Origin of the sequence: Lacticaseibacillus pantheris DSM 15945 = JCM 12539 = NBRC 106106 (assembly GCF_001311175.1) — a bacterium.
Lineage (GTDB): Bacteria > Bacillota > Bacilli > Lactobacillales > Lactobacillaceae > Lacticaseibacillus > Lacticaseibacillus pantheris.
The window spans coordinates 1-24,618 of record NZ_BBAI01000023.1 but is presented as its reverse complement, the minus strand read 5'-3'; the positions used below and the strand labels follow the sequence as shown (position 1 = coordinate 24,618).

The following is a 24,618-nucleotide window of genomic DNA, read 5'->3' as shown; positions in this document are numbered from 1 at the left end:
GGCGCGAGTATATGTCTAGGTGTTAGCTGGGTTGGCAGTGGTTGATACCTTGCCGGGATCACTCGATTAATGAACCTAGTTGATGATGGGTCATAATGCCCGTAGCGACCTTATGAAGACTTTGTGAAATCCATGTGAATTTTACGGGTCAGAAGTGTCCTGGTCAGAACCGTCCGCTTTCCACACCAGGCAAGTAGTGGGTGCTAGACTTTGACCATAGTGTTAGGTGTCAGGGGGGTGTCACCTAGCAAAATGTTACTCACATTTATGGAGGAGATTCATTATGAACAAAACGAAGATTGTCCACATTGTTGGGGTCTGCGGGTTAGCCCTCGGTGCTTTGGGTGCCGCTAGTGCTCCGCTAATCAGCAACCACTATGCAGCCACTGTATCAGCTGCTTCAAGTAGCTCCGCGCTCGTCTCCGACGACACGTCAGCCCGTAGCATTACGCTACATAAGTACACTGGTACTCCAGCCACTGGTAGCGACGAGGAACCAAGCACAACGGTTCCTGATGACGCTAAGCCACTGGGTGGTATTAGTTTTACCATCCAGAAGGTTAGTCACGTCGCTGGCAAGACCTTTGATGGCAACGATTCAAGTACCTACACGGTTGATTCCAGTTTTACTGAACAGACCGTAACAACTGCCGCTGATGGTACCGTTACGGCTGCCCTTGGTACTGGCACTTCCGCCGACGGCTACTACCTGGTCACTGAGCAGGCTAGTGCTGCCGTTAAGGAAGCTGCTAAGCCATTCATCGTTCACGTGCCAATGACGCACAAGGACGCAACGACTGGCGACAAGTCATTGGAATACGACGTTAACATCTACCCTAAGAACCAGGTTGATGAGGACAGCATGAAGCTGAACCCAACTAAGACTTTCAAAGATGGGACGACTGAGGATAGTGTGAAGACTGGTACGGACGTCAGCTGGAACATGACCATCAACCGTCCTTCCGATATTCATGACACTGGTGTGGAAACTGCTGGTAACACGTCCGAAACCGTCACTAACGCTGATGGCAGCAAGACTACCACCGACACGACCGTCTACAAGACATACGCGAACGAATTGAAGTTAGTCGATGTCCTGGACGACAACTTGATGACCTATAAGGATGTTTCCAAAGTGGTGATTAGTTCGCCTAACGACCAGTCTGGTATGACTGATACCGCCTTGACCAAGGATACTGACTACACGGTAACCACAACCAAGGCTGATGGTAAGACGACCGTAACCGTTGAATTGACGGATGCGGGGATTAAGAAGTTTGCCGCCGCCTCTTCTGACAGTAAGTTAGTTGCTACTTTGGACACGACGGTCAACGCCGACTCCGATGCTAAGATCATTAACACCTTTGATACTTACTACAAGGGTACGATTACCCCTAATACTGAATCCCACCAGACAACCACTCCTGGTGGTGATGGCGACGACAACACGCCTACGCCAACCGTTTACTTTGGTAACGTTGACGTCGACAAGACCGACCAGGACAACAAGCCACTGGCTAACGCCGTCTTCACGCTTTACCCAACTAAGGAAGATGCCGAAAAGGGCACTAACCCTGTTACCGACAAAGATGGTAACGTTGTGACCGCCAAGACTGATGACTCTGGTAAGGCTGAATTTACTGGTCTGCAAGTCGACAAGACGAGCCACGAACAGAAGTACTACCTGGTCGAAACTGACGCACCTGCTGGTTACGATGTTGAACAGAAGGTTCACGAAGTTACTGCCACTCAGGACACGAAGTCTGACGCAACGGTTGTCGATAACGACAACATTATGCCAAACCTGCCACTGACTGGTTCCCAGGCACGGATCGTGCTGTACGCCTTCACTACCGCACTGATTGTTGCGGGTGGTGCCGGTGTATACGTCATGAAGCGTCGTCAGCGTAACGCATAGTTACCGCGGATAACGTCAATGATTAACGGGCGTGTGGCGTATGCCCACGTCCGTTTCTTGGCAATTTGAGAAAGGGGGCACGACAATGAAAATATGGGGCACTGCGGCGTTTGCACAAATGCGCCTCATCATTATGCGCCGTGCACTTCCGGAGTCCGTGCTGACTAGCCCGACCCGCGACTCAAAGCCAGTGGGAACCGACGTTGATCAGGCTGAATCGTTATTAGTCAATCCACTGAAATGGCTGTTGACCATTGTGGTCGGCTGGATTACGGCTTTCACCGTGTGGATGGCCCAGGTGGGTAATCACGGCAATCGCGTTTCTAAACGCGGGCTAGTCTTGTTAATACTCCCAGCATTTTTGCTGGGCGTGGGATTAGCGACGGCTACTGCATCGACACCAACACAATCTGTTCACGCGGCGTCAACGTTCAATCAAAGCGCTTATAACGCTTCGAGCAAGAAAGCGACGTGGTACATTTATACCTCGCTGACAAATCCCGCGGGGGCGACGGCCATGGGTGGGGCGCAGGCATATCTGGACTCCGCCGGGACCCTCCACGTTTCCGGAACGGCTCCCACAACCGCACTAGCCAACAGTATTTACGCGGCGTCCGGATCGTCGGGGTTCAAATTGACCGATGTTAATGCCGTCAGCTTTGAGGGACCCACAGTCTTCATCGATAAGTCGTTAGGCCTATTCCAAAGATTCACCAACCTGCAGAAGATTACGGGGCTTAGCAACGTCGATGTTTCCCGCATGACCACGATGGACTACTTGTTCTCATCGCATAGTTCCAACACGACGAGTTCTACCAACACGAATGCCTTGCTCACGACAATCGAGGGGACGAGTAATTGGGATACAAGTAACGTGACTTCAATGCAATGGACCTTTGAGGATCAACCGAATTTGACCTCCGTTGACGGGATTCAGAATTGGAATACTAGCAAGGTCACTAGCATGGCCTCGCTGTTCTACATGGATAGCTCGTTGTCAACGATGCCGGATTTAAGTGGTTGGAATACCAGCAAGGTTACCGATACCTCGTATGCTTTTGGGAACATGAGTGCGCTCACCAACATTGATTCCGTGCTCAACTGGAAGATGCAAAGTAATACCAATATACAAGGAATGTTCCAAAATGATTCGAAGCTGACTTTTGGCGGGCGGTTAAATTGGGATACTTCCGCAGTTACCAATTTTGCGGATGTCTTTTGGAATGATACGGCAATTACGAGTCTGGACCTGAGCAACTGGAATGTGGCCAAAGGTGACGACTTTAGTCAGATGTTCAGAGCAATGACGGGGTTGACCAGCCTAGATATTTCGGGCTGGCAGCCGACTAGTGCGACTGAGCTGGGCTTTATGTTCTATGGCGACGCCAAGTTGACGTCATTACCCGGTATTGACGGTTGGACCTTAGGTAATGCTGTTAATCTGACCAGTATGTTCCAGGGTATGTCGAGCGTTACGGACCTGCCCGTGTCCAAATGGCAGCTGCTGGCGAATGGTAAAACTAACATTACTAACATCTTCTGGGGCGATAACGCTTTAACCAAACTTGATCTGTCCGGCTGGACTATCAGTGGTGCATACGGCGCGAGTGATAAGGTATTCCCGACTTACGTGTACAGTAGTAGTACACTGCAGTCACAGTTGAAGTCGATTACTTTTGGCTCTGGTTGGACGGGTAAAGTTGTTTTACCACAGTTTCAGCTTAATGCTAGCCAGTATGGTCCATGGCGTGGCGAGAAGCACGACAAGGCGAACGTTGCCGGCGTGGGCACTGCCACTGAGACTTACACTCCACCGTCAACGGCGGCGGACCGGGTCGAAACCTTCCGCTTTGCCTACGACATCATCGCCAAGATTGTGAATAGTCAGGGTCAGGCCATGACGTTGGCCGATGTACCCGTGACAGTCACGGGTAGTGACGGTAGCAAAGTTATGAGTGGTAATACCGGCGCTGACGGGACCGTGACGCTGGCGATGAACTCTACCGGTGGCGATTACACCGCATCTTTGGGTACCTTACCGGGTGGCTATGATGCGTCGGTGGATACTGCCACCGCCAAGATTGACGGTGCCGATGTTGAGGTTACGTTCGTTGTGGACGAGCAAAACGACGCTGACTTAATCAATCAGTATCCTCATGCTGGTGGTCACGGCACGTTCCTCACCGTGGTTGCGGGCGTGCTCGCGGTTGTTCTGGGTACAACCGGCATGGTCGTACGGCGCCGCGTCTAATGCTTAGGTTGAAGAATGAAGGGGTAGTATTGTTGGACGAAGGGAGGGAGACGTTTGAAAAAGCTGGTGTTAATCATTGCTGCACTGGTGGGCTTAGTGGCATGGTCGCAGCCGCGCGCAGTACACGCGACGAGTGACACTGCAACTTTGACCGTCAGTAAGCGGGTTTCTGCGCCAAGTGAGGGCGTCACCCAGCAGACAGTACCGTTAGCGGGTGCCCGTTATCAGGTCACGCTAATTGAAGCGGCGGGCGGCGAACCGATTGATGCGCAGAATTCCAGCACGTACCGGTCGGTAACTGGCGCCAACGCAATGAGCGTGATGCTGGTCACCGACGCCGACGGGCTGGCACACGAAACGGGGCTGGCTTTGAATGCCACCTACCTCGTGCAGGAGCTCGCCGGTGCAGGTGTAACCAAAGCCGCGGCGCCAGTAGCGTTAGTCTTCAACGCCGATCACACTGCTTACACGTACACACCCAAGTCGGGGTTGAATGGTACCGTACCTAGCGAGCCGAACGGGACCCACCGGTTACCGAACACCTTTGAACCCGTCGGCAACGGTTCGGTTCGCCATTCGGGGGACCACATCCTCCAAACTGGCGGCCAGTACCGACTGCAGGGGCTGGGTGTGCTGGCTACTATGGCGGGTTTGATGATTGTCGTCGCGGTTAGCGCCGGCGTGCGGCGGCGACGTGCATATTAACTAGATAATTGTTTCAGAACGGGCACCGTCGAATTGAGGGTGCCCGTTTTGGTGTGGGTTGCTATGGCGGTTGGTGGAGGTGAGGCGGTTGGGCATACCGTTGGGCTTGAGTCATTTTCATCAGGTATCAGCTATGAGTTTTTTTTGATAATATGTCATTTATAGTTGACAAAATTACCAATCCGTTCTAAATTGATAGTGTCAGATATAAATGACATATAGGTGAGGATGGATATGAATCAAGTGCGGGAATATCGGCGGGCGCGACACCTTTCGCAACTGGCTTTGGCCGAACAGATTGGTGTGGCCCGGCAAACGGTTAATTTAATCGAAAACGATAAATACAATCCGTCTCTAGATTTGTGCTTGCGACTTGCGAGGGCGTTGGGGACTGATTTGAATACTTTATTCTGGAGGGGTCAAGATGAGGAGAAAGATTAGCTGGGATGACCGTCTAATTAAATGGTTTTATGATGTTCCTGGTGTGGTTGACGAGCATATGCGCGCGGAAGTGGGGCGGTTATCCCTTCGCGCGCTTGCCTTTATGTTTGTGTACGATCTACTGAGCGGGTTGGTATTATCGCTGTGGGCTGTGCGCAGTCAAACCACTAGCTTTGAGTTGTTATTCTATATTGCCCTAGCCGTACAGATTGTGGGTTTGTTCGCAATCACCATTTTTGGTGTTTTGATTCCTTTGAGTCGTTCTGGGATATTTTGGAATGAAGTGACACCGGAGGAGCGGCCAATGGTGTTGCGTCGGCTGCGTCATCGATGGCTTTGGTTGGCTCCCACGATTTTTGTGACCGAATGGCTGTTGAATAGCGCAATTGATTATGAGCAGGGTAACTTTTGGCGACTGTTGTTTTCGTGGTCTGAGGTATATTCGGCGCTAAGGTTTGCGTTATTGCTGGGCCTGTTTATGTATGCTTTTGAACGTAGGCGTATTCGTGTTGTCAAGAATTCCGATTAAATTGATGGGGCTCGCAATGCCACAAATATACTTTTTATGCACGGGGAATTCGTGCCGCAGCCAAATGGCCGAGGGCTTTGCCCGGCATTATCTTGGCTCACAGTGGCGTGTAGCTAGCGCCGGCGTGGAGGTACACGGCCTTAACCCGCGTGCCGTCGCCGTGATGGCCGAGGTTGGTATTGATATCAGTCAACACCATTCAAAGTTGATTGACCCAACGTACTTGTCAAACTCAGATCTGGTCGTTACTTTGTGCGGTGATGCCCGCGACCGTTGTCCCGTTACGCCACCCAGTGTGGAGCGGCGTCACTGGCCGTTGACGGATCCGGCTGCGGCAACAGGCAGCGAGGAAGATATTCTGACCGTCTTTCGCAGCGTGCGCGACGAGATCGATGCACGTGTGCAGCAGTTGGCGCGTGAGAATGAACAATAAGCGCAAAGTCGGAAGGCGAATTTGACGCCGGCCAAGCACAGCGGTATCTTGAGCAGATACGCAGCCACAACCGGGCGGTCCAGTCCGGTGCGGCCGAATAAAACGTGGGGCTGGTGAAATAATTGAAGACAAAAGTAATTGTACCGACAATGGCCGCCGCATTAACTGACCATTACTTGGAGCAACATGGTTATGAAGTAATTACTGCGGACGACCCTAGTGAGGAGGAAATCCTCAAGCTGGCGCCGGACGCCGCGGGTGTGATGATGATTAGTCAGCCGCTCTCTAACGCCATTTATGACCAGATGCCGAACCTTAAAGTTTTGGCCCGCCGCGGCGTGGGTTACGACAACATCGACGTCGACTTTGCCGCACAAAAAGGTGTTTGGGTCACCAACACCCCGGGTGCGAACGCCCGGGCCGTAGCGGAGGCCGCACTGATGGATATCCTGGTGCTCGCCCGGCAGATTCCGCAGACGCGGGTGAAGACCCGCCAAGACGGATGGGTGGCCGCGCACGAATTGCTCGGCCACGAGGTTGGTGACGCGACGGTCGGTATCGTCGGCTTTGGACATGTGGGCCAGCTGTTGGCAAAGATGCTGACGGGACTCGGCGCGCGCGTGCTGATCTACGACCGGCATCCGCGGACCACCGATGAAGGTACCTTTGTGGATTGGGACGACCTGTTTCGGCAGTCGAACTATGTTAGTCTGCATCTGGCGGCGGTGCCCGACACCATTCACAGCGTTGGTGCGCACGAATTCGGCCTGATGCCAGACGGGGCGGGGCTGGTGAACCTTGCGCGCGGAAGTATCGTTGACGAACCGGCACTCATCGCGGCTTTGCGTGACAACACGCTCGGTGGTGCGGCGCTCGATGTCTTTGAACAGGAGCCGCTGCCCGCCGATAACCCGTTGTGGACGCTACCCAACGTGATGGTGACGCCGCACATTGGGGCGAACACCCTGGAGGCCAACCGCACGATGTCGTTGACCGCCGCGCGGATGATTGACGAGGTGCTGACCGGTAAGCAGCCTGAATATGCGGTTAATGCACCGGTTCTCGGTTAGTGATAACGGTAATAGAACGGCCAGTCTGGCAATAATCCAGACTGGCGTTTTGCGTCTTCGGGGATGCAAATCAGAAATATTCTTTACGCCGCAGCCACCACGCCACAATCAGGCTGAGGCGAGAGCCAGGCCCACGACTACCCAGAAGCCGTAGTCGTGATTGGACCACGGCAGCCAGGTGTTTTGGCCCCAGATACCGCTGATGATGGGCGGTATGGCCAGGATGATGGACACGCTGGTCAGAACCTTCATAATCAGGTTGAGGTTGTTGGCGACAATTGCGAGATGGTGGCGTTGTACTGGTCGAGAATTTTCTCGGTGCTGTCGTTCAGTGTGAGCGCCTGGCCAAGTTCGATGTTGGCGCGATGGAGCAGGATGGCTCCGATCCCGTCATGGGCAAAGATGCTGGTGGTGTTTAGTAGCTTGTGCACCACGGTGTGGCTGTGGTTGAGGGCTGCTCCGAGGAAGACCAGGCTCTTGGACAACGCCATGATTTCGAGTAGCAGATCGTTATGTGACGAGTTAGTCACGCGGCTTTCCATCGCCCGGGTATCGGCATCGACATCCTCCGCCGCGTCGGTGAATTCATGGCAAACGGTCTGCACAATCCCGGCAGCAAAGGCGGGTACGTTATCGTGCGCGGCCCCTAACCGTTCGATGTCCGGCAAAATACTGAGGGGTTGGCCGCTGATGGTTACCACCAGGTCGTCACGCATGATGACGGCTAGCGGCGCGGTTTCGAACACCTGATGGTTGTTGGGATTTTGTGTGGTGTATGGGACGCGCAACAAAATCAAACCCTGCACGCCGTCTTTGCCGTCCAGCCCCTCTAGTCGAGGATCGGCGTGGGGATTGAGTGCGGCTGCCACCCAGGGCGCGGGTAAGTGATATTTGGTAACCAGTGGCTGTACATCATCTACGGTGGCGGCGTCGACGTGCACCCACTGGCATGTGGCCGTCTGGGCAGCGTTATGTGGACCAAGTGTGCGACTTTGCAGCATGACTGTCACCTCCTAATTTCAGTGTACAGGGGTGAGTGACGGCAAAGCAAACGTTTTCACGACCTTTCATTAATCAGTGTGCCGTATGTTATTATTAGCCAAGAAGATGATGAGGAAGTGGTACAACATGGGTAATGATTCACGGCAGGGGCGCAAGCAACAGCGGCGGTCCGGATGGAAATGGACGGTCATTGCGGGTATAACGGCGCTGGTGGTGGTACTGGTGTTCATTCTGGGGATGGCGCTGGGACGCGGTCGCCACAACCGCCTGGATGTCGCCAGCAGTAGCACGGCGGTGACGTCGAGCAGTCAGAGTACGAGTAGTAGCGCTAGTAGCGTGGCTACGAGTAGTAGTGCGGTGGCTAGCTCTGAGGAAAGTGACGATCCGTTTAAGTATTCGGTTGGCGCGGGTGATTTTAATGGGGTAACTTTTCGTGGCCATGGAGTCAACGAGCCTGGATCCATAAGCATTAATTCAGTTCAGGGTGAATCGTATAACTACATTCTTACTATTACTGGTCCTGCGACGTCTGATGATTCATCCGACGTAACTCGTGTCGCTGCCGAGGTTAGGCAAGGGCCAGTGACCCAATTCAGAGTTTTTGGTCGGCCCAATATCCGAACGGTGAAGGCAAATACTCAGGTCAATATTGTTGATACGATAGACACAGATGATAGTAGTAATGATGACGGTAGCCAGTATGTGGGGGAACGATTTTATTTGTTCTACAACGCGAGCGGTACGTTGTCTTTGGCCACACCTAATTTTGCCGGCAATGTGACTGAAGACGAGACAGACGTTAAGGCTGAGTACATACAGGAATAGTATTGTTCTTGTTTAGGCTAACTTTGATAATAACTATGTAACCTAATAGTAGGTATGTGTGCGCGAGCAAGTGGAAGTGGTGAGCAGTCTACCCGGCAGTTACCAGCTTGCGCTGTTCGAGCGAAGCGAGTTACAGCGTCAAATCATGGAGACAAAGTGCATTTTCTTTGGCTCCATGATTCGCGGTAGCCCGGTACGGGCGTGAGCGTGAGGCTAGTAACCTAGCCGGGTAGACTGCTCACCGCTGGAACTTGCTCGCGCACACATACCGGTGTATTTGAATCAAAAGGAGTACGAGATGAGCAAAGATCCAGAATACGACCGGATGTTGGCCGGTAAATTGTACGTTACGGATAAGATTAAGGAGTTTAACCGCGAGTGGCCCGGCAAGCGCTTGGTGCAACGGATTAATCAGTTACCGGCAGACCACGTTCACGAAATTATTGCGTTGGAGCGGCGCATCTTTCAGGGCGAGCACGACAACGTCTTTGTGCAACCGCCCTTTGAAGTGGACTACGGGCGGCACATCAAGGTGGGCAAAAACTTCTATTGTAATGTTAACGCGGTTTTCCTCGATACCAACTGGATTACCATCGGCGATAACGTGAAAATCGGGCCGCGCGTCAACCTCCTGACCGCGGGGCACCCGGTAGATGCGGGTGTGCGGACCGACCTACTGGAGTTTGCGCGGCCGATTACGATTGGCGACAACACGTGGTTGGGTGGCAACGTCACCGTGCTGCCTGGGGTCACGATTGGCAGTAACTCCGTAGTGGGCGCCGGCGCGGTGGTGACCAAAGACGTTCCGGATAACGTCATCGTCGTCGGTACGCCGGCAAAGGTGTTGCGGGAAATTACGGATGCCGACCGTGAGTACTGGGAGCGGCAGGCGGACGAATATTATCTGGATTAGTAAATTGGAAAATTGGTGCGATTATTCGTAAACGCAAACCAAATTTATGGGTGCCATGCTGTTGCTGGCAACTTGAACCTATCATGAGACATTCGGAATTGAGTAGTTGCCGTAGCTATCAGGCTCAATTTCTTATTAGCAAATAAATGTGGTGTTGGGACATGAATTCCTGACACTATTTTTGTGTTCCATGCAGTATGAAGAAGCCACCTAGCAGGACTTCCAAAATAAACGTAATCCCCGGGAATCCTTTCGTGTATACTATTCAAGTATGAGATTTTCTGGAGGCTGTCATGAAAGAATTCTTACAGTTAAATCGCAACTTGAAACTGCGGATGTTAACCATGTTCCTAGTGGCCATCTTGAACAGTTCAATTTTGCCGAACATGACCATCTATTACTCCCGCTACTTTGGCACCATGGTGACCGGCGTGCTCCTCATTATGGTATCAATTGCTAGCTTCCTGGCGGGACTGTACGGTGGGCACTTGGCGGACGTTTATGGACGGAAACCGGTGATGATTGGCGGTGGGCTCATGATTGCCGCCGGTTACGCGATTGCTGCCACAATGAACAGCCCGTGGTTGCAGGATCGCACGTGACCTTTGTCGGCTTTCTCATCGCGGGGGTGGGGGCGTCGGGGGCTAATCCCGCTGAACAAGCGATGATTATTGACGCGTCGACCCCGCAAAACCGGCAGTACGTTTACTCAATTAGTTACTGGATTGTGAATATCAGCGTCATGATTGGGTCGGCGTTAGGTGGTTGGTTCTTCCGGGACTACCTCTTTGAATTACTGACGGGAATGATTATCGTTTCGGTGGTCAACCTGTGCATTATTACGCTCGGGATGAAGGAAATCGAACACGCGACCGAGGCGGTGTCCAATTCGCTTAGCTCGCTATTGCACGCGTACCAGGAAGTCATGACGGATCGGCGGTACATGCTCTTCCTCATTGGTTGGGTCTTTGCGGGCATCATCTCTAGCCAGCCGGACTACTACTTGGCAGTCCACCTGGGTGCGGACTTCCACGCCACCACGATTTTGGGCGTGCACCTGTACGGTCAGCGTATGCTGTCCATGGTCACGCTGACTAACACCATCATGATTGTGACCATGATGGGCCTGTTCACCCGCATCAGTCGCGATTGGTCGTTGGCAAAGACGTACTCGCTGGGCGCAGCGTTGAGCGCCTTGGGCTTCGCCTCCGCCTTTGTGGGTGACCGGTTCTGGCCGCTAATTGTGAGCGCAATTATCCTCACGCTGGGGGAAATGTTCGTGGTGCCGTCCAGCCAGACGTTGCGCGCGGACATGATGAACCCTGCGCGGATTGGCGTGTATTCCGGCGCGATGATGGCGGTCAACCCGCTGGCGTCAATCATTGCGGGAATGCTGGTGAGCGCCTCGGGACTCCTAGGCAATTGGGGGATGGCGGCCGTGATGGTACTGTGCGGGGCGGCGTCAATTGGCCTGGTGGTCAAGTCGGCCCGGATGCCGGCAACATATTAGTGCTACGCAAAAGGCGTTGCCCGTTTCGATGGGGCAACGCCTTTGCAATTCGGGTTATAGGTGCTGAAGTAACAACTGAATTAATGTATTCATACCCATGCTGTAAGCCAGGATGGTCCAGGGTTTGCAGAGAACGATGATCCAGACAAACTTCTTGACGGGCATCTTGGTCAAGCCGGCGAGCATACAGAGGAAGTCGTCGGGGGCGACGGGGAGCAGAATCGCGATGGCAAAGAGGCGGTCGAACCGCTGACCATCATTCAGGTAGTGCTCGTATTTATTGATAAATTTTTCAGGGATGACGGCGTGGACAAACCGCTGGCCGACGTGCCGCACGATGAGGAAGGCGGCAATGGAGCCGAGGCTAACGCCGATGTAGTTGTAGACGAACCCCCAGAAGGGGCCGAAGATGCTGACGGCGGCGACGGTGGTCATACCCCCAGGAATGATGGGGAAGATCACCTGGATGATTTGGAGGCCGATAAAGATGATCGGTCCCCAGATGCCGGCGGTTTGAACGAGGCCTTGCATCCGCGTGACGGAGGACAAGATACCGTAGCGGTAACAGACGATTGCCAAGGTGATAATAACGGCCAGGCCACAGAGTTGGCTCAGACGCTGTATTTTGGTGGAGCTCTCCATGTCCCGACCCCCTCACTGGTGTGACAGCTAGTATTATTATCGACTTAACCAAAATATAACGACAGTTTTGACCCATTTCTTTAGGAAAAAAGCAGGGTTCCGTTTTGTTGATATCATTAACTACATTTTGGCATAGGGGTGGGGTGCTGTCGTGGGGCCAAAGTTGTAAATGTTGATGGATGGATTTGGTTATGTGCGTGTATCTGCGAATATCAACGTACATTAATTGTTGATATTACGATAGATAGTGTTTTCGTGGATTTGATAGCAAGTGGTGGGCGTACTGGGGGGATGGCGCAGGTTGAGCGGCCCCCGCCGCTCAACCGAAGCTATCCCCCAGTGCGCCCAGCCAACAGGACACGCAACCTCAAAACCGGACGGTCACAGGGCGGAGATGTAGCGTATAATGAGGATATTCTTAATTAGATTAAACGGAGGGAAGAAACATGCCTGCATTGACACATTTTTACGAGCTTTTTCAACCGGAGCACTACGACCTCTACATTGACGTGAACCGCGCCGCCAAGCAAATCACCGGCCAGTCTATCATCACCGGGACTGCCGCCCAGCAGTCGGTCGCTATCCACGAGAAGGGGATGACCATCACCGCGGTTAAGAGCAACGGCGATAACGTACCGTTCACCATCGACGAAGCGGCGGAGGCCATTCGCATTGAGTTACCGGCAGCCGGCGCAACCACTTTGACCGTGGACTACTCCGCACCGCTCACCGACACCATGATGGGTATCTACCCGTCCTACTACGAAGTGGACGGCGTGAAGAAGCAAATCATCGGGACGCAGTTTGAAACCACTGCTGCCCGGCAGGCATTCCCGTGTGTGGACGAGCCGGAAGCAAAGGCGACGTTCAACCTGGCCGTGAAGTTTGACGAGCAGCCGGGTGAGACCATCATCAGTAACATGCCTGAAACCCACGAGGATAACGGCGTGCACTACTTTGACACCACTAAGCGCATGTCAACCTACCTGATTGCGTTCGCGTTTGGTGAACTGCAAAGTAAGCTGACCCACACTAAGAGCGGCGTCGAAATTGGCGTATTTGCCACCAAGGCGCACGCGGCCAACGAGCTCGACTTAGCCTCGACATCGCCAAGCGTTCCATCGAGTTCTACGAGGACTTCTACCAGACGCCGTACCCGCTGCCGCACTCATACCAGCTGGCGTTGCCGGACTTCTCTGCCGGCGCCATGGAAAACTGGGGGTTGGTGACCTACCGTGAGGCGTACCTCGTGTTAGATCCCGACAACACCGCGCTCAAGATGAAGCAGTTGGTGGCCACCGTGATTGCGCACGAACTGGCCCACCAGTGGTTTGGCGACCTGGTCACAATGAAGTGGTGGGATGACCTCTGGTTGAACGAAAGTTTTGCCAACATGATGGAGTACGTGGCCGTCGACGCGCTGGAACCTGACTGGCACGTTTGGGAGCTGTTCCAAACTTCGGAGCTCCGGCTGCCTTGCAGCGTGACGCTACGGATGGGGTGCAGTCCGTCCACGTGCAGGTGGAGGATCCCGCTGAGATTGACTCCCTCTTTGATGGTGCGATTGTGTACGCCAAGGGTGCCCGGATGCTGGTCATGGTTCGCGCCCTGCTCGGGGATGAGCACATGCGCGCCGGCTTGAAGGCCTACTTTGCGGCCCACCAGTACGGTAACGCTACCGGGAGCGATTTGTGGTCTGCACTAGGGGAGGCCTCCGGGTTGGATGTCGGGGCCATCATGCAGTCCTGGCTCGAACAGCCGGGTTACCCGGTCGTAACGGCCGCGGTGGTGGATGGTCAGCTGACCCTGAGTCAGCAACAGTTCTTTATCGGTGACGGCCACGATGTGGGACGGCTCTGGCAAATTCCGCTCAACGCCAACTACGACGCGGCACCAGAAATTTTCAAGGAGAGTACGGTGACACTGGGGGATTACGCCCAGTTACGCGCCGCTAACGGGGAGCCGTTCCGCCTGAACGTGGGTAACAATTCCCACTTTATCGTGCGCTACGACGACACGTTGATGCAGGATATTTTGACCAACGCGGACAGTTTGGACCCAATCAGTCAGTTGCAATTGCTCCAGGATCAGCGGTTACTGGCAGAGGGCCGGCAGATTTCGTACGCCGACGTGGTGCCGTTGCTACCACGCTTTGCATCAAGCACCTCCACCGTGGTCAACGACGCGTTGTACCAGGTGGCGGGCAACCTGAAGAAGTTTGTGGCACCAAAGTCGCCGGCTGAAAAGCAGTTGCGGGCGTTCTACGACCAGTTAAGTGCTGGTCAGGTTGAGCGCTTGGGCTGGACGCCACGTGCGGGCGAATCCAACGACGATCAGTTGACGCGTCCGTATGTGCTCAGCGCTACTTTGTACGCTGAAGATCCGGACGGTATTGCCACGGCGCATGCGTTATTTGAGCAGCACGCTGACAACCCGGGTACACTACCGGCGGCCACCCGTGTGTTTATTCTCGAAAACGAGATGAAGCACTTCGGCAGTGCCGCACTGTTTGACCAACTAGTGGCAGCGTCACGGGCCACGGCCGATGCTAGTTACAAAGCGGACATTGCGCGCGCCCTGACAAGTACGACCGACCCGGCATTGATTAAGCGCCTGGTGGCCTTGTTCGAGGATGCGGACACCATCAAGCCGCAGGACCTGCGCGCTTGGTTCCGCGGCGTGCTGGCCAATGCCGCTGGGCAGCAGGCAGCATGGGACTGGATTCGCAACGAGTGGTCATGGCTGGAAGCAACGGTCGGCGGGGACATGGAGTTCCCGACCTTCGTTACGGTTATTGCCAGCATCTTCAAAACACCAGAGCGGCTGGCGGAGTTCAAGGCCTTCTTTGAACCCAAGCTGAGTGACACCGCGTTGACGCGTGAAATCACGATGGATACCAAGGTGATTGAGAGTCGTGTGGCCCTTGTCGCGGACGAGCAGGATGCTGTGGCGGCAGCAATCCAGGCGGAGGTGCAGTAATCACGTAATGCATCCATTCGGATAAATTTAAACCCCTGAGGTCCGGGGTACGTCATCAAAACGTGCTCCCGAAACTCAGGGGTTTTAATATGCGGTTATTCTGTTGGTCGCGTATATGTGCGGTAAGGGATGCGAAAGCGCGGGGTATTCGCCAACTGAGTTAGGTTATTCGTGGCGGCCAGGTATTCCGGTAACAAGGCGATACCACGACCAGATTGTACCAGGTTGATGATAGCGTCCCAGGAATCAATTTCCTGGACGCGCCTTGATATCTGGCTTGCGAGGCGTAGCGAACGTGCCCGAAATTGACAGTGACGGTCGCTGTTGACGAGTAGGGGTAGTGAGGGCATACTTGAGTCTTTGGCAGTGAGCACGGCGGCCCGGAAGTATTTGACGGGTCCGGCTACGTAGTTGGGTTGTTGAAAATGGGCGTAAGTAATAACCGTCGCCGCGGTGGTGTGGTTGAGCTGTTGGATATCCGTCGAACTCATCAACTGGTATTGGTAATCATTGAGTTGCAGTGTTCGGCGATAATTAATCAGGTAGTTGAACAGCAGGGTTGAGATGATGGCGTGTGGTTGTTCTGTCTGTCGGTGTATTTGCGTCCGTACCTGCGCAGTTGCCCGAAGCGTGTCGAGGGCATAACGGTAGAACTTTGCCCCCGCCGTGGTTGGCACGATGCCCTGGTGGCTCCGCGTGAATAGCCGGATGTCAAACTCACGCTCAAGGCTTTGTAGTCGGGCGGTAATGTTGGATTGGGCAAAGCCTAGCGCCCTGGCCGTCGCGTTGATGGAGCGCAGCTCAAACAGTTGTTGGAAAATTTCTAAATCCTGTAGTTGCATCTACGTGCACCACCCTAATCGCTAATTACGATAACCCTAACACAATTTAGTTATATGCGCCTGGTTAAATTATCTGTATATTATATTGGTTGTTGAAGTAGTCAGAGGAACAACTAGGAGGGCAAAGATGCCATATATACGGGTTAGAATTGCGACTAATCAAACGGACCGTCCCACTGCCAAAGTCGCACAGATGGTCACTAATTTGGCAGTGCAGGCACTGGGTAAGAACACGGCGGCGGCGGTTGCTGACGTGCAGTTTCAGGATCCCAGCACGTGGTTCGTTGGTGGCGAATCAATGTTAGCGAAGCACGAGACGGGCTTTTACGTGGAAATCAAGGTCACGGCAGGCACCAATACGCGTGACCAGACGGCCGCCTTTGTGAAGCAAGTCTTCGAGCAAATGCAGGCTATCTTTGGGGATGTTGTCGCAACGAGTTACGTGGTGGTGCATTCTGTGGATTCGGCCAACTGGGGCTATGGTGGTCAAACGCAGGAATACCGTTACATTCATGGTTAATAATATGCTGGTAACAGCACAAATAGTGCTCAGTAGCGTCTCCGCACGGGAGGGGCTACTGGGCACTATTAATTTGGTTACTTGGTGATGAAGTCCAAGATGGTGTTCATCACCGCTTGGTTCTCCGCCGGTACGGGCCAGTCGATAATGTCGGCAACCGTTTGTCCCAGGCGGAACCGGCCACGTACGCCCCATCGTTAATGCACATGGTTCGTACGTCTTCAGTTTGGGGCTCAAAGTGGAATTGCAGGCCCACGACGCGATGACCAAGAACGAACCCCTGGTTTCGGACGCGGTCGCTGCTAAAAAGGAGCTCCGCACCTTTGGGAATGGCAAATTGTTCTTCGTGCCAATGCAGTGCGGTGAGCTGTTCCGGAAGCCTGGGGATGGCGGCGCTTTGCCGGTAGACGGGTGCCCAGCCCACTTCTTTGGCCGGTGCAGTGGTGACCGGGTAGCCCAAAGTCATGGCTATTTGCTGGGCGCCGTAGCAGGCCCCAAAGATGGGTTTGTCCGCACGGAGTAGCTGGTCAATGAGTACCCGTTCGGCGTGGATCCAGTCTATGTCATCATTAGGACTCATCGGTCCGCCTAGTACCACGAGCATGTCTGTTTCATCTACGGTGGGCAGAATGCCGAACTGGTATGGATGGTATACGTACAACTCATGGCCGCGTGCTTGTGCCCAAGTACGAATGGAACCGGGTCCTTCTGTTGGCGTATGTTGCAGAACGTTAATGCGCATAGTAACCCCTTTGTGTCGACGGCAATGTTGGGGTGGGTATCGCCTGCAAGTACCCAAGATATCGTCATTATAACACGCTGGGCAAGGGCAACGGCTGCCACTTTGCCGTGAGCATACAGGAACATGCTACAATGGGAGAATATATAGCCACCTAATAATATTTTACGCGAATACGTCGGATTGAAAAAGCGAGGGATAGTTGATGAACGATGAAATTGTGCAGCATTATTTGGATAACGACGGGCGGTTGACGTTACTGCCGAAGAAACGCTCTCGGCGATTAGCCGTATTAGCCTGGCTTGCAGAGCAGCTACCAGATGGTGAGTTGGACGAGGTTAGCGTGAACGCCGCCATCCAGACACACATCAGCTTTCCAGACTACGTGACGGCACGTCGGGACATGGTCGATGCTGGCTACGTCACGCGGACTTCTAATGGGCGCACCTACCGCCGAGTAATTGAACTTGACGAGTAGCGCGACAGTTAACTTGGGGCGAACCAGGCTGGCCGGATTAATTGAATTTATTCCACAAGAGTGGCATACTATATTTGGTTATTAATAGTAAGCTGCTGGTTGGACACACGGGAGGTCGAGACTATGGCTAAAATTACGTTGACGGAAAGTTTTGTGGATTTGATGCGGCGTAAAGGCTTGGCGGACAAGATGCTGTTGCTGATTGCTGACGACGGGGGTGGGCGCTACTCCCTACAGGGTGGCGCTTGTACTATCGGCTCCAAGTTCAGTTTGATTGAACTGGACGCACCCGACCCGGATTATAACGTCCGTCTGGAAAACGACGCGGGCTTGGATCTCTACACCTCCGATTACGACCTGTTCTTCCTCGAGCATGGCGCAGTGTTGGATTTCAAGAACTACGCCATTGACCTGAAGGATGACGCGCACCACATTGATGGTGCGGTCACGATGGCCAAAGGAGCGGATATCCTCGCAGCGTTTAAGCAGGGCCTCATGGTTGCCGGCGAAACCTGCTAAACCCAAGTATAATGAAATTAATGGGCCGACACCTACGACTGCCATGCGGTGGTTCTGGGTGTTGGCCCTTTTTGTGCGCATTTAACGAAACGTAAGCTGAATTATAAAAATGAAAGGGATTAATAATGCGGTTAGGGGAGCAGCGAGCCAACCTTGATGCAGGCATGCAGCCTGGGATGATCTACTTTGAGGAATTTAGTTGGTAATCATAATTGTTGGCCCCTAGCCGCGGTGGTTGGGGCTTTTTTTGATGGTTGGTCTGGGTGGCGGTTCTGACCGCCGCAACTGGCTGGCCATACTGTCGCAGTGGTTCCGGTTGAGCGGCCGGGCCCCGCGACCGTCTACTTGCCTCACGCTCACGCCCGGTCCGGACTACCGCGAATTGCCGTAGACCTAGCAAAGCCCGCTCGGTCTAGCCAATTTGATTCTGTAATTCATAACTGTCAGTACGTACTAACGCACTACTGGCAATAATAGTGAGACCAGTGGCACTAACTGGTTCGTCTAAATTACCAACGGTTAGGGACTCGAGCTACTGATATCAGTAGCCAGAAACTATCGGGAACCCGCGGGTGAGCTTTGGAACTGCGGCTTATGCGCCAAAGCCCATCCGCGGGTTCGTACCCACCCAGCCTTCGACGAATTTACGTTCAGACTAAAGTCCGAGTTGACACCATCAGGATTTATGGTATATTTATCTCGAATCTAATACTATACAGCGTATAATATGATTGGAGGTTGACCATGAGTATTGCCATAACGACAGAACTACTGGATGGCTGCGTGTTGGCCCTGCTGACAAAGGAGGACTACTACGGCTACGCATTGACGCAGCGGGTACAGGAATTTACCGCGGTTTCCGAATCCACTTTGTACCCCGTATTGCGGCGCTTGAAGAAAAATGGTTGGGTCACCACCTACGATCAGCCGTTTCAAGGCCGTAATCGCCGTTACTACCAGCTGACGGACGTTGGGCGTCAGCGTTTGACGGTGATTAAGGGGGATTGGCAGGATTATAAGGACACCATCGACGGTGTTATTGGAGGAGTTGACACACATGAATGAATACTTAGATGATCTAGAACGTTACCTGGCCGCGTTGCCAGACGACGACCGGGCAGACATTATTAGTTATTATCGCGAGTACATTGAGGACGCTGATCTTGGTGATCGCGCAGCAATTGAAGGCCGCCTGGGTACGGCCAAGCACCTGGCCCGCGTCACGTTGGCCGACGCCTCAGTGAAGGCACAGGAGCAATCCAACGGTGATGACCAGCACACAACGGCCCCGCGCCGGGATAAATGGCGTAACGTCTGGATGATTATCCTCGGCGTCTTTGCATTACCGATCGGTGTACCCATGATTATTGCGCTAATACTGATTTTCATTGCGGCAATAATTGTGGTTGGGGCACTAATCCTGTCGCTGGTCGCCATTGTGGCCTCCGTCTTCATCATTGGGGTTGCCGCCGTGATTGCGGGGGTCACCGCGCTGTTTACGGAGTGGGCTACCGGAGTGCTATTTATCGGCGCCGGCCTGGTCGCCATTGGGCTAACGCTCATCGCGGTGCCCGGCAGTATTGCGCTAGTACGCTGGTTTGGACAATGGGTCGCACGTATGGTGCGGTCGACGTATAAGCGGTTGAGTGAGCGGTACCACGTGGAGGGGCTAAAAATGAAGGGTAAATTAATGATCACGGGTCTCATTGTTGCAACGGTTGGGGCCCTCATGATGGCGGTAGGGTTAACGAATCAAGCTGAAACTAACATGACCTGGGCTGACGGTTTGCGGACGTTCTCCACGACGGAGCGTAACGTGAGCCTCGGCCGGGTTGATCGACTAGTGGTGAACACGTCGGATTACGACGTGACGGTGCGCCGGGGTAACGACCGTCAGGTACACGTGCAGGGGCCGAGCAACCGCCCAGTCACGGTCAAGCAAAGTGGCGGTACGGTGCGGATCGCGTCGCATGTCCGCGGGTGGATACAACTGGGGATTGGTACAATGACGGAACACATCACGGTGACTTTGCCCGCGAACACGCACCTCAGCGCGTTAACGGCTAACCTGGGCGATGGCAACCTGGACTTGGACGTACCGATGACCGTGGCCTCGACCACGATTGCCCTCGATGACGGCCGCTTGACCACCAAGGAGTTCACTACACAAAGTGGGCGCATTACCCTGAATGATGGCGGGGCAAACCTAACCGACACCAAGTTACGCAATACCAGCTTGCAAAGTGATGATGGTGGTGTGACGGTGACGAACAGTACCCTGACTGGCGGCCGGTACCACACGGATGATGGTCGCATGGAGTTCACCAACACGCGGTTCCGCAACGTGGTCTCAGTCCGCGCGGAGGATGGTAGTATCACCATGGCATCGCCACAAACCGATGGGTACGTGTTGTCCGCTGAAGATGGCGGCGTCAGCCTCTTTGGCAAGCACAATGAGAGTAGTATTACCCACAAGGCGGAAGCGGCCAACCGGGTTGAGGCCCATGCCAGTGATGGCCACGTGACCGTTAAATAGCTATTATCAATAGTCCGGTTTGGAATCAGGATGGTTGTGCATCCGGTTGCGAAGCGGACTATTTACTTGCCCTTGATGCCTAAATGTGGCTTAATGACCATATAATATGCATGTGGCGTATGGATGGATTATGGCAAAGGGGCGTGTGACGCATGGAATTACGTTTACTGGAATACTTTTGGACGGTTGCGGACGCCGGCACGGTTTCCGAAGCCGCACGCCGGCTGCACGTTACGCAACCCACGGTGAGTCGCCAAATCCAGGCGTTGGAGGACGAACTGGACACCCAGCTCTTCGACCGGGAGCACAACCACCTCACGTTAACGGAGGCGGGCGTGTTCTTGCGCAGCCGCGCTGAGGAAATTTTGTCACTCACCCAGCAAACCGAGCGGGCGTTTACCGACCGGCAGCGTGCGGTGATGACCGGCAACTTGCGTATCGGGTGCGTGGAGGCCGATAACTCGGCGACGATGGCGATGATGTTGGAGGAAATGACGGCAGAGTATCCGGAGGTGACTTTTACCATCACCACGGGGGACGGTGACATCATCGCTGATCAGCTAGACAAAGGGTTGGTGGATGTGGCCATCCTGATTGATCCCGTGGACACGGCCAAGTACGAGTCGTTGCGTCTTCCGAGGGTCGAACGGTGGGGATTATTGATGTCCACCGAAGCATTCCTGGCGGAGCGGGACGCGGTGACGCCCGCCGACCTGGGCGGCCTACCGCTCATCACCTCCCAGCGTCCAGCCGTGCAGACCATGTTGGACGAATGGCTTGATGGTGCGGTCCCGCCGCACATTATTGGTCACTACAACCTCAACTTTAACGTGGTCCCGCTAGTGGAGCGGCAGGTGGGGATGGCCCTCGGCATCGCGGGTGTGACGCGGGATGTGGACCACAGCAAGCTCAAGTTTGTGCCTTTGTCGCCGGCGCTGACCACGCATTGTGTGCTGGTGTGGCGGCGGAATCGGGTTCTGACGCCGCTGGTGGCCGATTATATTCGTCGATTCCGCGAGGCGTTTAATTAAGTGAATGGATAAGGGATTGTGACAGAAGACTTTAGCACACTAACGATACATCGTGGTCGCGCGCCAAAAGGCAGCTCCCTAACATACAAGACGGCATCAGCAGAAATCCTAGGTTCGGGATTTCCACTGATGCCGTCTTGTATATCGGGAGCTAACCTCCTTTTGGCACAGCCCCTTTTACTATGCTCTATGTGTATGGATACATACTGACTAAGTATTTCCAGAATGGTATCCAAACGGCTAAAGTAACCCTTGTAGAACCAAACGAGTTAGTCACTAACAATCAATGGAGGGAAATTTATTATGAGTCAAAACGAAAACGCCGTGACCAACGGCATCTTCCCCATGGGACCCAAGAACGATGCGTACGCGCAATTCTTCACGGGCCAAAGTTACTTGCAGTCACTGGTTGCCGATCCCGCCGTCAACGTGGGCGTGGGCAACGTCACCTTTGAACCGGGTTGCCGTAACAACTGGCATATCCACCATGATGGGTACCAGATTCTGCTGGTGACCGGCGGCGAGGGTTGGTACCAGGAGGCCGGGCAGGCGGCGCGTAAACTGCATCCGGGCGACGTGGTGGTGACCCATGATGGCGTGAAGCATTGGCACGGCGCAACCAAGGATAGTTGGTTCAGCCACGTGGCGATTACGGCGGGCACGCCGGAGTGGTTGGAACCGGTCAGTGACGCGGATTACGCGGCTTTGGAGGGATAACGATGGCTAAAAAGCAAACGGCTGGTCGCGACCAACTGGGTGAATTTGCACCCCAGTTTGCGGCATTAAATGATGACGTATTATTCGGTGAAGTATGGGCTCGGGAGGACGAACTGTCCCCGCGCGACCGCAGCCTGATTACCTGCGCGGCCTTGATGGCGCAGGGATTGTTCCCGCAATTGGAGGCGCACATGCGGATTGCTCGGGACAACGGGGTAACGCGCACGGAGATGGTGGCGCTCATTACCCACCTCGCGTTTTACGCGGGTTGGCCCAAGGCGTGGTCGGCGTTCGGGTTGGCCAAGGACGTTTATGGCGACGCGGAGTAGGCGTTCCCGGGACGCAGATGGGACGACAATCACCGTGACATACTTTTCGCGCGCGGGCATCAACATGGTTGCCGGCCGCCAGCAGCAGTTGGTGGTGGGCAATACTGCACGGGTGGCCATAGCAATCGCTGACAAGGTGAGCGTGGCGACAAATACGATTGAGGCGGTTGAACCGTATCCTGACAGCTACCAGCTGACTTTGGCCCGCGCCCGTCGTGAGGCGGACCAGCAAACCTGGCCCCCGGTCGAGCGGACGCCAATGCGAGTAGGCAAAGTGTTGTTGCTGGGCTTTCCGATTTGGGGGGGTGACCTACCGCGGCCCGTCGCGACCTGGTTACGGCAGACGCAGTTAAGTGGCGTGACCATCTACCGTTCTGCACCCACGAAGCAGTCGCTTTGGCACGAGTCTGACGACCATCGCCAATCTTTGTCCTGCGGCCACAGTGGGGCTGGGACTGCCCGTTCGCGGCAATCGGGTGCAGCAGGCGGACGCGGCTGTGCGGCACTGGTTGGTGGACAACGGGTTGTTGCAGTCAACAAATTGAATGGTAAATTACAAAGTCGTGCCCGTAATCCTGATTGAGGGGGATTACGGGCACGACTTTGTTTACGTTAGGATTGGCGACGAAACGTGCAACTTATTTGTGCATAAATTGACAAAATGCGGTAAACGCTACCAACGAAGCGTTACAGGCTGGTAAGATAGGGAGTAGAGGATAGAATTACATCAAGTGGTTGGCCTACTTAGGGGGGACGTTGATGAACCCAGATTGGTTGCATTCGGCGCTAGCGATGCGCCGTATTCACCTGTTTCTTAGCGTCATCGTGTTGGCGACGATGGTGCGCCAGTTTTTCTTGGGTAACTTTGAGGGCATCCTGATGTGCCTGTTAACGTTGGTGCTGTTTGCGGTACCCACGTTCATCCGGCGGCATACGCAGATTGATTTGCCCATCTTGTTGGAAGTACTGGTGTTACTGTTTATTTTTGCCGCCGAGATTTTGGGTGAAATTCACAATTTTTACGGCACCTTTGCGTACTGGGACGTCATGTTACACGTCATTAACGGTTTCCTGGCGGCGGCGATTGGGCTGTCGCTCGTGGAAATACTGAACCAGAAGGACCTGTTCCACGCCGACCTGTCGCCGCTGCTAATTGTGTTGTTGGCGTTCACCTTCTCCATGACAATTGGGGTGTTGTGGGAGTTCTTCGAGTTTACGATGGATCAGTGGTTCAACCTGGATATGCAGAAGGATACGATTGTACATACTATCCGTTCGGTGGCGCTGAATCCCAGCGGGGCCAACCATCCCGTTACCATCACGCATGTGACCGGCACCACGCTTGACGTGAGGGGCAAAGCCGTTGGGTTACCCGTGAACGGCTACCTTGATTTGGGGTTGGTGGACACGATGAAGGACCTCATGGTCAACTTTGTGGGTGCCGTCGTCTTTTCCGTCTTTGGCTGGCTGTACTTGCACAACCGACAGAAATGGCGCTTTGCCGGCCAATTCATCCCGCGGCGACGGTAGGCAAAGCGGAGGCCGCTAGGTGGTGGTCCTATTGGCTGGCCGTGGCGGCCTGCCGGCTCCGGTTGCGGGGGTGGTTTCTGCGACTTTGTGGACCACGCCACGGTAACCGCTACTAGTGGCTGGTCGTACTGACGCGGTGGTTCCGGTTGAGCGGCCGGT

At 54.1% G+C, this 24,618-nt stretch carries 25 protein-coding genes and 2 pseudogenes; 22 read left to right on the top strand and 5 right to left on the bottom strand.

The window, feature by feature from the left end; genetic code table 11:
* Positions 1 to 283: 283 nt before the first annotated feature.
* The 7 genes from JCM12539_RS08120 to JCM12539_RS08090 all read left to right on the top strand — a co-directional run bounded on the left by JCM12539_RS08120 (position 284) and on the right by JCM12539_RS08090 (position 7,347).
* Entirely contained in the window at positions 284 to 1,918 is a 1,635-nt protein-coding gene (locus JCM12539_RS08120) for a SpaH/EbpB family LPXTG-anchored major pilin (RefSeq protein WP_054650587.1), read from the top strand.
* 85 nt (positions 1,919 to 2,003) lie between these two features.
* Positions 2,004 to 4,169, top strand: coding sequence for a BspA family leucine-rich repeat surface protein (locus tag JCM12539_RS08115; RefSeq protein WP_054650585.1), 2,166 nt, complete (start codon positions 2,004 to 2,006; stop codon positions 4,167 to 4,169).
* A gap of 54 nt (positions 4,170 to 4,223) precedes the next feature.
* Positions 4,224 to 4,874 carry a hypothetical protein gene (locus JCM12539_RS08110; RefSeq protein WP_054650583.1) on the top strand — a complete coding sequence of 217 codons (651 nt, stop codon included), beginning with the start codon at positions 4,224 to 4,226 and terminating at the stop codon, positions 4,872 to 4,874.
* 234 nt (positions 4,875 to 5,108) lie between these two features.
* The gene (locus tag JCM12539_RS08105; RefSeq protein ID WP_054650581.1) at positions 5,109 to 5,315 is read left to right on the top strand and encodes a helix-turn-helix transcriptional regulator; all 207 of its coding nucleotides are present in this window, start codon (positions 5,109 to 5,111) and stop codon (positions 5,313 to 5,315) included.
* The gene (locus JCM12539_RS08100) at positions 5,299 to 5,844 is read left to right on the top strand and encodes a DUF3278 domain-containing protein (protein ID WP_054650579.1); all 546 of its coding nucleotides are present in this window, start codon (positions 5,299 to 5,301) and stop codon (positions 5,842 to 5,844) included. The genes JCM12539_RS08105 and JCM12539_RS08100 overlap by 17 nt, the downstream gene beginning before the upstream one ends.
* A gap of 16 nt (positions 5,845 to 5,860) precedes the next feature.
* Positions 5,861 to 6,277: an arsenate reductase (thioredoxin) gene (gene arsC, locus JCM12539_RS08095; protein ID WP_054650577.1), complete on the top strand. Its 417-nt coding sequence runs from the start codon at positions 5,861 to 5,863 to the stop codon at positions 6,275 to 6,277.
* A gap of 122 nt (positions 6,278 to 6,399) precedes the next feature.
* The gene (locus tag JCM12539_RS08090) at positions 6,400 to 7,347 is read left to right on the top strand and encodes a phosphoglycerate dehydrogenase (protein ID WP_156302139.1); all 948 of its coding nucleotides are present in this window, start codon (positions 6,400 to 6,402) and stop codon (positions 7,345 to 7,347) included.
* 108 nt (positions 7,348 to 7,455) lie between these two features.
* Here the strand turns inward: JCM12539_RS08090 and JCM12539_RS15690 are convergent, their stop codons facing one another.
* Positions 7,456 to 7,626: a CorA family divalent cation transporter gene (locus tag JCM12539_RS15690; RefSeq protein WP_082405414.1), complete on the bottom strand. Its 171-nt coding sequence runs from the start codon at positions 7,624 to 7,626 to the stop codon at positions 7,456 to 7,458.
* A complete protein-coding gene (locus tag JCM12539_RS08085) occupies positions 7,602 to 8,348 on the bottom strand; it encodes a CorA family divalent cation transporter (protein ID WP_054650573.1) in 747 nt (248 codons plus the stop codon). The genes JCM12539_RS15690 and JCM12539_RS08085 overlap by 25 nt, the downstream gene beginning before the upstream one ends.
* A gap of 127 nt (positions 8,349 to 8,475) precedes the next feature.
* Here JCM12539_RS08085 and JCM12539_RS08080 point away from each other — a divergent pair, with 127 nt between their 5' ends.
* The 4 genes from JCM12539_RS08080 (at position 8,476) to JCM12539_RS08065 (ending at position 11,597) form a co-directional block, all read left to right on the top strand.
* Positions 8,476 to 9,174: a hypothetical protein gene (locus tag JCM12539_RS08080; protein ID WP_054650571.1), complete on the top strand. Its 699-nt coding sequence runs from the start codon at positions 8,476 to 8,478 to the stop codon at positions 9,172 to 9,174.
* Positions 9,175 to 9,472: 298 nt separating this feature from the next.
* A complete protein-coding gene (locus JCM12539_RS08075; RefSeq protein ID WP_054650569.1) occupies positions 9,473 to 10,087 on the top strand; it encodes a sugar O-acetyltransferase in 615 nt (204 codons plus the stop codon).
* 293 nt (positions 10,088 to 10,380) lie between these two features.
* Positions 10,381 to 10,689 (top strand): MFS transporter, encoded by a 309-nt coding sequence (locus tag JCM12539_RS14145; RefSeq protein WP_054650567.1) that lies wholly within the window; start codon positions 10,381 to 10,383, stop codon positions 10,687 to 10,689.
* Positions 10,686 to 11,597: an MFS transporter gene (locus tag JCM12539_RS08065; protein WP_054650565.1), complete on the top strand. Its 912-nt coding sequence runs from the start codon at positions 10,686 to 10,688 to the stop codon at positions 11,595 to 11,597. Before JCM12539_RS14145 ends, JCM12539_RS08065 begins: the two co-directional genes overlap by 4 nt.
* 54 nt (positions 11,598 to 11,651) lie before the next feature.
* Here JCM12539_RS08065 and JCM12539_RS08060 read toward each other — a convergent pair whose 3' ends face one another.
* Positions 11,652 to 12,239: a TVP38/TMEM64 family protein gene (locus tag JCM12539_RS08060; protein ID WP_054650563.1), complete on the bottom strand. Its 588-nt coding sequence runs from the start codon at positions 12,237 to 12,239 to the stop codon at positions 11,652 to 11,654.
* A 446-nt stretch (positions 12,240 to 12,685) separates the two neighbouring features.
* Between JCM12539_RS08060 and JCM12539_RS08055 the strand changes: the two are divergent.
* Positions 12,686 to 15,218 (top strand): annotated as a pseudogene (locus tag JCM12539_RS08055) (M1 family metallopeptidase).
* Between the two features lie 95 nt (positions 15,219 to 15,313).
* Here the strand turns inward: JCM12539_RS08055 and JCM12539_RS08050 are convergent.
* On the bottom strand, positions 15,314 to 16,060 hold the full coding sequence (locus JCM12539_RS08050) for a LysR family transcriptional regulator (protein ID WP_054650561.1): 747 nt from the start codon (positions 16,058 to 16,060) through the stop codon (positions 15,314 to 15,316).
* A 127-nt stretch (positions 16,061 to 16,187) separates the two neighbouring features.
* Between JCM12539_RS08050 and JCM12539_RS08045 the strand changes: the two genes are divergently transcribed.
* Complete coding sequence (locus JCM12539_RS08045) at positions 16,188 to 16,580, top strand: tautomerase family protein (protein ID WP_054650559.1); 393 nt, start codon at positions 16,188 to 16,190, stop codon at positions 16,578 to 16,580.
* 77 nt (positions 16,581 to 16,657) lie between these two features.
* Here JCM12539_RS08045 and JCM12539_RS08040 read toward each other — a convergent pair.
* Positions 16,658 to 17,322, bottom strand: a pseudogene (locus tag JCM12539_RS08040) (type 1 glutamine amidotransferase).
* Positions 17,323 to 17,524: 202 nt separating this feature from the next.
* On the opposite strand from JCM12539_RS08040, the gene JCM12539_RS08035 reads away from it, so the two are divergent.
* From JCM12539_RS08035 to JCM12539_RS07995, 9 genes are all read left to right on the top strand, one after another.
* Positions 17,525 to 17,797 (top strand): DUF2087 domain-containing protein, encoded by a 273-nt coding sequence (locus JCM12539_RS08035; RefSeq protein WP_054650557.1) that lies wholly within the window; start codon positions 17,525 to 17,527, stop codon positions 17,795 to 17,797.
* A 123-nt stretch (positions 17,798 to 17,920) separates the two neighbouring features.
* The gene (locus tag JCM12539_RS08030) at positions 17,921 to 18,316 is read left to right on the top strand and encodes an iron-sulfur cluster biosynthesis family protein (protein WP_054650555.1); all 396 of its coding nucleotides are present in this window, start codon (positions 17,921 to 17,923) and stop codon (positions 18,314 to 18,316) included.
* Positions 18,317 to 19,060: 744 nt separating this feature from the next.
* Positions 19,061 to 19,381 carry a PadR family transcriptional regulator gene (locus JCM12539_RS08025; protein WP_054650553.1) on the top strand — a complete coding sequence of 107 codons (321 nt, stop codon included), beginning with the start codon at positions 19,061 to 19,063 and terminating at the stop codon, positions 19,379 to 19,381.
* Positions 19,374 to 20,852, top strand: coding sequence for a DUF4097 family beta strand repeat-containing protein (locus JCM12539_RS08020; protein WP_054650551.1), 1,479 nt, complete (start codon positions 19,374 to 19,376; stop codon positions 20,850 to 20,852). Before JCM12539_RS08025 ends, JCM12539_RS08020 begins: the two co-directional genes overlap by 8 nt.
* 152 nt (positions 20,853 to 21,004) lie before the next feature.
* Positions 21,005 to 21,883, top strand: a complete 879-nt coding sequence (locus JCM12539_RS08015; RefSeq protein WP_054650549.1) for a LysR family transcriptional regulator — start codon at positions 21,005 to 21,007, stop codon at positions 21,881 to 21,883.
* A gap of 303 nt (positions 21,884 to 22,186) precedes the next feature.
* Positions 22,187 to 22,600: a cupin domain-containing protein gene (locus JCM12539_RS08010; RefSeq protein WP_054650547.1), complete on the top strand. Its 414-nt coding sequence runs from the start codon at positions 22,187 to 22,189 to the stop codon at positions 22,598 to 22,600.
* A gap of 2 nt (positions 22,601 to 22,602) precedes the next feature.
* Positions 22,603 to 22,929 (top strand): carboxymuconolactone decarboxylase family protein, encoded by a 327-nt coding sequence (locus JCM12539_RS08005; protein ID WP_054650545.1) that lies wholly within the window; start codon positions 22,603 to 22,605, stop codon positions 22,927 to 22,929.
* A gap of 34 nt (positions 22,930 to 22,963) precedes the next feature.
* Positions 22,964 to 23,512: an NADPH-dependent FMN reductase family protein gene (locus JCM12539_RS08000; protein ID WP_156302138.1), complete on the top strand. Its 549-nt coding sequence runs from the start codon at positions 22,964 to 22,966 to the stop codon at positions 23,510 to 23,512.
* Positions 23,513 to 23,688: 176 nt separating this feature from the next.
* Positions 23,689 to 24,459: a DUF2238 domain-containing protein gene (locus JCM12539_RS07995; RefSeq protein WP_054650541.1), complete on the top strand. Its 771-nt coding sequence runs from the start codon at positions 23,689 to 23,691 to the stop codon at positions 24,457 to 24,459.
* Positions 24,460 to 24,618 lie beyond the last annotated feature (159 nt).

Coding starts and splice junctions, on each gene's coding strand:
- JCM12539_RS08020 (WP_054650551.1), top strand. CDS start 19,374: ATGAATGAATACTTAGATGATCTAGAACGTTACCTGGCCGCGTTGCCA.
- JCM12539_RS08050 (WP_054650561.1), bottom strand. CDS start 16,060: ATGCAACTACAGGATTTAGAAATTTTCCAACAACTGTTTGAGCTGCGC.
- JCM12539_RS08060 (WP_054650563.1), bottom strand. CDS start 12,239: ATGGAGAGCTCCACCAAAATACAGCGTCTGAGCCAACTCTGTGGCCTG.
- JCM12539_RS07995 (WP_054650541.1), top strand. CDS start 23,689: ATGAACCCAGATTGGTTGCATTCGGCGCTAGCGATGCGCCGTATTCAC.
- JCM12539_RS08120 (WP_054650587.1), top strand. CDS start 284: ATGAACAAAACGAAGATTGTCCACATTGTTGGGGTCTGCGGGTTAGCC.
- JCM12539_RS08005 (WP_054650545.1), top strand. CDS start 22,603: ATGGCTAAAAAGCAAACGGCTGGTCGCGACCAACTGGGTGAATTTGCA.
- JCM12539_RS08085 (WP_054650573.1), bottom strand. CDS start 8,348: ATGCTGCAAAGTCGCACACTTGGTCCACATAACGCTGCCCAGACGGCC.
- JCM12539_RS08075 (WP_054650569.1), top strand. CDS start 9,473: ATGAGCAAAGATCCAGAATACGACCGGATGTTGGCCGGTAAATTGTAC.
- JCM12539_RS08105 (WP_054650581.1), top strand. CDS start 5,109: ATGAATCAAGTGCGGGAATATCGGCGGGCGCGACACCTTTCGCAACTG.
- JCM12539_RS08010 (WP_054650547.1), top strand. CDS start 22,187: ATGAGTCAAAACGAAAACGCCGTGACCAACGGCATCTTCCCCATGGGA.
- JCM12539_RS08025 (WP_054650553.1), top strand. CDS start 19,061: ATGAGTATTGCCATAACGACAGAACTACTGGATGGCTGCGTGTTGGCC.
- arsC (WP_054650577.1), top strand. CDS start 5,861: ATGCCACAAATATACTTTTTATGCACGGGGAATTCGTGCCGCAGCCAA.
- JCM12539_RS08080 (WP_054650571.1), top strand. CDS start 8,476: ATGGGTAATGATTCACGGCAGGGGCGCAAGCAACAGCGGCGGTCCGGA.
- JCM12539_RS08045 (WP_054650559.1), top strand. CDS start 16,188: ATGCCATATATACGGGTTAGAATTGCGACTAATCAAACGGACCGTCCC.
- JCM12539_RS08035 (WP_054650557.1), top strand. CDS start 17,525: ATGAACGATGAAATTGTGCAGCATTATTTGGATAACGACGGGCGGTTG.
- JCM12539_RS14145 (WP_054650567.1), top strand. CDS start 10,381: ATGAAAGAATTCTTACAGTTAAATCGCAACTTGAAACTGCGGATGTTA.
- JCM12539_RS08115 (WP_054650585.1), top strand. CDS start 2,004: ATGAAAATATGGGGCACTGCGGCGTTTGCACAAATGCGCCTCATCATT.
- JCM12539_RS08030 (WP_054650555.1), top strand. CDS start 17,921: ATGGCTAAAATTACGTTGACGGAAAGTTTTGTGGATTTGATGCGGCGT.
- JCM12539_RS08015 (WP_054650549.1), top strand. CDS start 21,005: ATGGAATTACGTTTACTGGAATACTTTTGGACGGTTGCGGACGCCGGC.
- JCM12539_RS08100 (WP_054650579.1), top strand. CDS start 5,299: ATGAGGAGAAAGATTAGCTGGGATGACCGTCTAATTAAATGGTTTTAT.